Annotated in this window: 2 rRNA genes; both read right to left on the bottom strand. The window is 52.9% G+C overall.

What is annotated here, in order from left to right:
- Positions 1–14: 14 nt before the first annotated feature.
- Positions 15–3,115, bottom strand: a 23S ribosomal RNA gene (locus L6966_RS11820).
- 398 nt (positions 3,116–3,513) lie between these two features.
- A 16S ribosomal RNA gene (locus tag L6966_RS11815) occupies positions 3,514–5,044 on the bottom strand.
- Together the 16S and 23S rRNA genes form the textbook arrangement of a ribosomal RNA operon.
- Positions 5,045–5,330 lie beyond the last annotated feature (286 nt).

The following is a 5,330-nucleotide window of genomic DNA, read 5'->3' as shown; positions in this document are numbered from 1 at the left end:
AAACATACCTAGAAAAATGTAAGCCTTCGGACCATTAGTACCAGTCAACTCCACAGGAATTCCCCGCGTCCATACCTGGCCTATCAACCCCATCATCTCCAGGGATCCTCACGTGGCCCAAAGCCACCAGGAAATCTCATCTCAAAACAGGCTTCCCACTTAGATGCTTTCAGCGGTTATCCCTCCCGAACGTAGCCAATCAGCCATGCACCTGGCGGTACAACTGACATACCAGAGGTTCGTCCGTCCCGGTCCTCTCGTACTAAGGACAGCCTTTCTCAAATTTCCAACGCGCGCAGCGGATAGGGACCGAACTGTCTCACGACGTTCTGAACCCAGCTCGCGTACCGCTTTAATGGGCGAACAGCCCAACCCTTGGGACCAACTCCAGCCCCAGGATGCGACGAGCCGACATCGAGGTGCCAAACCATGCCGTCGATATGAACTCTTGGGCAAGATCAGCCTGTTATCCCCGAGGTACCTTTTATCCGTTGAGCGACAGCGCTTCCACAAGCCACTGCCGGATCACTAGTCCCGACTTTCGTCCCTGCTCGAGTCGCCACTCTCACAGTCAAGCCCCCTTGTGCACTTACACTCACCACCTGATTGCCAACCAGGCTGAGGGAACCTTTGGGCGCCTCCGTTACACTTTAGGAGGCAACCGCCCCAGTTAAACTACCCATCAGGCACTGTCCCTGACCCGGATCACGGGCCCAAGTTAGACATCCAGAGCGACCAGAGTGGTATTTCAACAACGACTCCACCATAACTAGCGTCACGGCTTCACAATCTCCCACCTATCCTACACAAGCCACACCAAACACCAATACCAAACTATAGTAAAGGTCACGGGGTCTCTCCGTCCTGCTGCGCGAAACGAGCATCTTTACTCGTACTGCAATTTCGCCGAGTTCATGGTTGAGACAGTAGGGAAGTCGTTACTCCATTCGTGCAGGTCGGAACTTACCCGACAAGGAATTTCGCTACCTTAGGATGGTTATAGTTACCACCGCCGTTTACTGGGGCTTAAATTCTCAGCTTCGCCCACAAAGGGCTAACCAATCCTCTTAACCTTCCAGCACCGGGCAGGAGTCAGTCCGTATACATCGTCTTACGACTTCGCACGGACCTGTGTTTTTGATAAACAGTCGCTTCCCCCAATTCTCTGCGACCCATACACGCTCACCACCGCGCAGGTGGGTCACGCTCAAGGCTCCCCTTCTCCCGAAGTTACGGGGACATTTTGCCGAGTTCCTTAACCATGATTCTCTCGATCGCCTTAGTATTCTCTACCTGATCACCTGTGTCGGTTTCGGGTACGGGCGGCTCAAACCTCACGTCGATGCTTTTCTCGGCAGCATAGGATCACCAAATCCCCCACAAACGGGGTCCCATCACGTCTCAGGCCAACACCGGCGCATTTAACAACCGGATACCCTACACGCTTAGACCACGACAACCATCGCGTGGCTTGGCTACCTTCCTGCGTCACACCTGTTAATACGTTTACCTCCAAAAATCGGGTCCTGCAGTCCACCACAAGCTCCCACACCCGAAGGTGCAGGTTACAAACGGCTTCTCACAGTTAGCATCAAAATATCAGTATGGGCGGTTTTTCGCCGGTACGGGAATATCAACCCGTTATCCATCGACTACGCCTGTCGGCCTCGCCTTAGGCCCCGACTAACCCAGGGCAGATTAGCTTGACCCTGGAACCCTTGATCATCCGGCGCACGGGTTTCTCACCCGTGATTCGCTACTCATGCCTGCATTCTCACTCGCATACCCTCCACCACTGGTTTACACCGCAGCTTCACCGGATACACGACGCTCCCCTACCCAACCAGTAAAAAACTGATTGCCATAACTTCGGTGGTGTACTTGAGCCCCGCTACATTATCGGCGCAGAATCACTTGACCAGTGAGCTATTACGCACTCTTTCAAGGATGGCTGCTTCTAAGCCAACCTCCTGGTTGTCTCAGCAACTCCACATCCTTTCCCACTTAGCACACGCTTAGGGACCTTAGTTGATGGTCTGGGCTGTTTCCCTCTCGACAATGAAGCTTATCCCCCACTGTCTCACTGCTACGCTCTCACTTACCGGCATTCGGAGTTTAGCTGACGTCAGTAACCCTGTGGGGCCCATCGGCCATCCAGTAGCTCTACCTCCGGCAAGAAACACGCAACGCTGCACCTAAATGCATTTCGGGGAGAACCAGCTATCACAGAGTTTGATTGGCCTTTCACCCCTATCCACAGCTCATCCCCCCAGTTTTCAACCTAGGTGGGTTCGGTCCTCCACGACGTCTTACCGTCGCTTCAACCTGGCCATGGATAGATCACTCCGCTTCGGGTCTAGATCCTGCCACTCACTCGCCCTCTTCAGACTCGCTTTCGCTACGGCTACCCCACACGGGTTAACCTCGCGACAGAACACTAACTCGCAGGCTCATTCTTCAAAAGGCACGCCATCACCCCCCACAAAGAAAGGCTCTGACGGCTTGTAAGCACACGGTTTCAGGTACTATTTCACTCCCCTCCCGGGGTACTTTTCACCATTCCCTCACGGTACTGATCCACTATCGGTCACTAGAAAGTATTTAGACTTACCAGGTGGTCCTGGCAGATTCACACGAGATTCCACGAGCCCCGTGCTACTCGGGTGGCACACACGCGGACTAACACATTACGATTACAGGACTCTCACCCTCTCCGGTCGCCCATCCCAAGGCGTTCACCTACATGCTAGAACATCACGTCAACAGCTGGTTGAAACTGTTATGCGTACTCCCACAACCCCCATGATGCAACCCTCAACCGGTATCACACACCACAGGTTTAGTCTCTTCCGCTTTCGCTCGCCACTACTGACAGAATCATATTTTATTTTCTCTTCCTGAGGGTACTGAGATGTTTCACTTCCCCTCGTTCCCCCCAACCAGCCTATACATTCAACTGGCGGTAACAAACCATGACAGCTTGCTGGGTTTCCCCATTCGGACATCCTGGGATCAACGCCCTGTTATCGACTCCCCCAGGCTTTTCGCAGATTCACACGTCCTTCATCGGCTTCTAGTGCCAAGGCATCCACCGTGTGCCCTTAATAACTTACACACAGATAAAATCAAAGATAATAAAACCTTGACTAACTAAGTACAAAATCAAAAGTATCAAAAGAACACAATCCAAAAATTGAATTGAGATTTCTTCACATAAAATTGAAGATGCTCGCGTCCACTATACAGTTCTCAAACAACAACCCGATACCACTCAAGGCAACCAAACACACTGTTTGACTACTACTCTCATGCCGGGAACCTGAAAGCAACAAACCACACGGCTTGTTACCTCAAAACCCAAAAGCGCACCAACAATTACACACATCCCCATCAGCACCCCACCCACCCCAAAGAGCAAGCACAGCACCTGAACTAACATTCCACCCATGAGCAAACCACCCAAACGACACTCGCGCCCAGCATGGCTCAACCAAAACTGTTGAAGCTCCTTAGAAAGGAGGTGATCCAGCCGCACCTTCCGGTACGGCTACCTTGTTACGACTTAGTCCCAATCATCAATCCCACCTTCGACGACTCCCCCCACACACGTGGTTAGGCCATCGGCTTCGGGTGTTACCAACTTTCGTGACTTGACGGGCGGTGTGTACAAGGCCCGGGAACGTATTCACCGCAGCGTTGCTGATCTGCGATTACTAGCGACTCCGACTTCATGGGGTCGAGTTGCAGACCCCAATCCGAACTGAGACCGGCTTTTTGGGATTAGCTCAACCTCACAGTATCGCAACCCATTGTACCGGCCATTGTAGCATGCGTGAAGCCCAAGACATAAGGGGCATGATGATTTGACGTCATCCCCACCTTCCTCCGAGTTGACCCCGGCAGTCTCCTATGAGTCCCCACCATCACGTGCTGGCAACATAGAACGAGGGTTGCGCTCGTTGCGGGACTTAACCCAACATCTCACGACACGAGCTGACGACAACCATGCACCACCTGTGAACCAGCCCCGAAGGGAAACTCTATCTCTAGAGCGGTCCGGTACATGTCAAGCCTTGGTAAGGTTCTTCGCGTTGCATCGAATTAATCCGCATGCTCCGCCGCTTGTGCGGGCCCCCGTCAATTTCTTTGAGTTTTAGCCTTGCGGCCGTACTCCCCAGGCGGGGCACTTAATGCGTTAGCTACGGCGCGGAAAACGTGGAATGCCCCCCACACCTAGTGCCCAACGTTTACGGCATGGACTACCAGGGTATCTAATCCTGTTCGCTCCCCATGCTTTCGCTTCTCAGCGTCAGTTACAGCCCAGAGACCTGCCTTCGCCATCGGTGTTCCTCCTGATATCTGCGCATTTCACCGCTACACCAGGAATTCCAGTCTCCCCTACTGCACTCTAGTTAGCCCGTACCCACTGCAAACCCGGAGTTAAGCCCCGGGCTTTCACAGCAGACGCGACAAACCGCCTACAAGCTCTTTACGCCCAATAATTCCGGACAACGCTCGCGCCCTACGTATTACCGCGGCTGCTGGCACGTAGTTAGCCGGCGCTTCTTCTGCAGGTACCGTCACTTTCGCTTCTTCCCTGCTGAAAGAGGTTTACAACCCGAAGGCCGTCATCCCTCACGCGGCGTCGCTGCATCAGGCTTGCGCCCATTGTGCAATATTCCCCACTGCTGCCTCCCGTAGGAGTCTGGGCCGTGTCTCAGTCCCAGTGTGGCCGGTCACCCTCTCAGGCCGGCTACCCGTCGTCGCCTTGGTGAGCCGTTACCCCACCAACAAGCTGATAGGCCGTGAGCCCATCTCAAACCAGTACAAAAACCCTTTCCACCAACACCCCATGCGAGGATCGGTCGTATCCGGTATTAGACCCCGTTTCCAAGGCTTATCCCAGAGTTCAAGGCAGGTTACTCACGTATTACTCACCCGTTCGCCACTAATCCACCCAGCAAGCTGGGCTTCATCGTTCGACTTGCATGTGTTAAGCACGCCGCCAGCGTTCGTCCTGAGCCAGAATCAAACTCTCCGTTAGAAAAATAATGAAGTAGTTGATGATCCTAGTCCCTGATTGTTAGCGAACCACTCACCTACGGGGTAGGTGTGGTTCAAGCTGACGAATCTGAAACCAATTGATTATCAAATTCAAGATCACCAGAACACTGCTCTGATGATTACTTAGTATAAATATTTGGTATCAGTTCAATTTCCGCACTACCGGTACTCCTGTGCGAACAGGAGCGTGTAGTGTGGACGATAAGAATGTTATTTATAACATTGGTACGCTATTGAGTTTTCAAGCAACAGACCACACCCCACCG

This window comes from Rothia nasisuis (genome assembly GCF_928381405.1).
Lineage (GTDB): Bacteria > Actinomycetota > Actinomycetes > Actinomycetales > Micrococcaceae > Rothia > Rothia nasisuis.
This window is presented reverse-complemented; position numbering and strand designations above follow the sequence as displayed.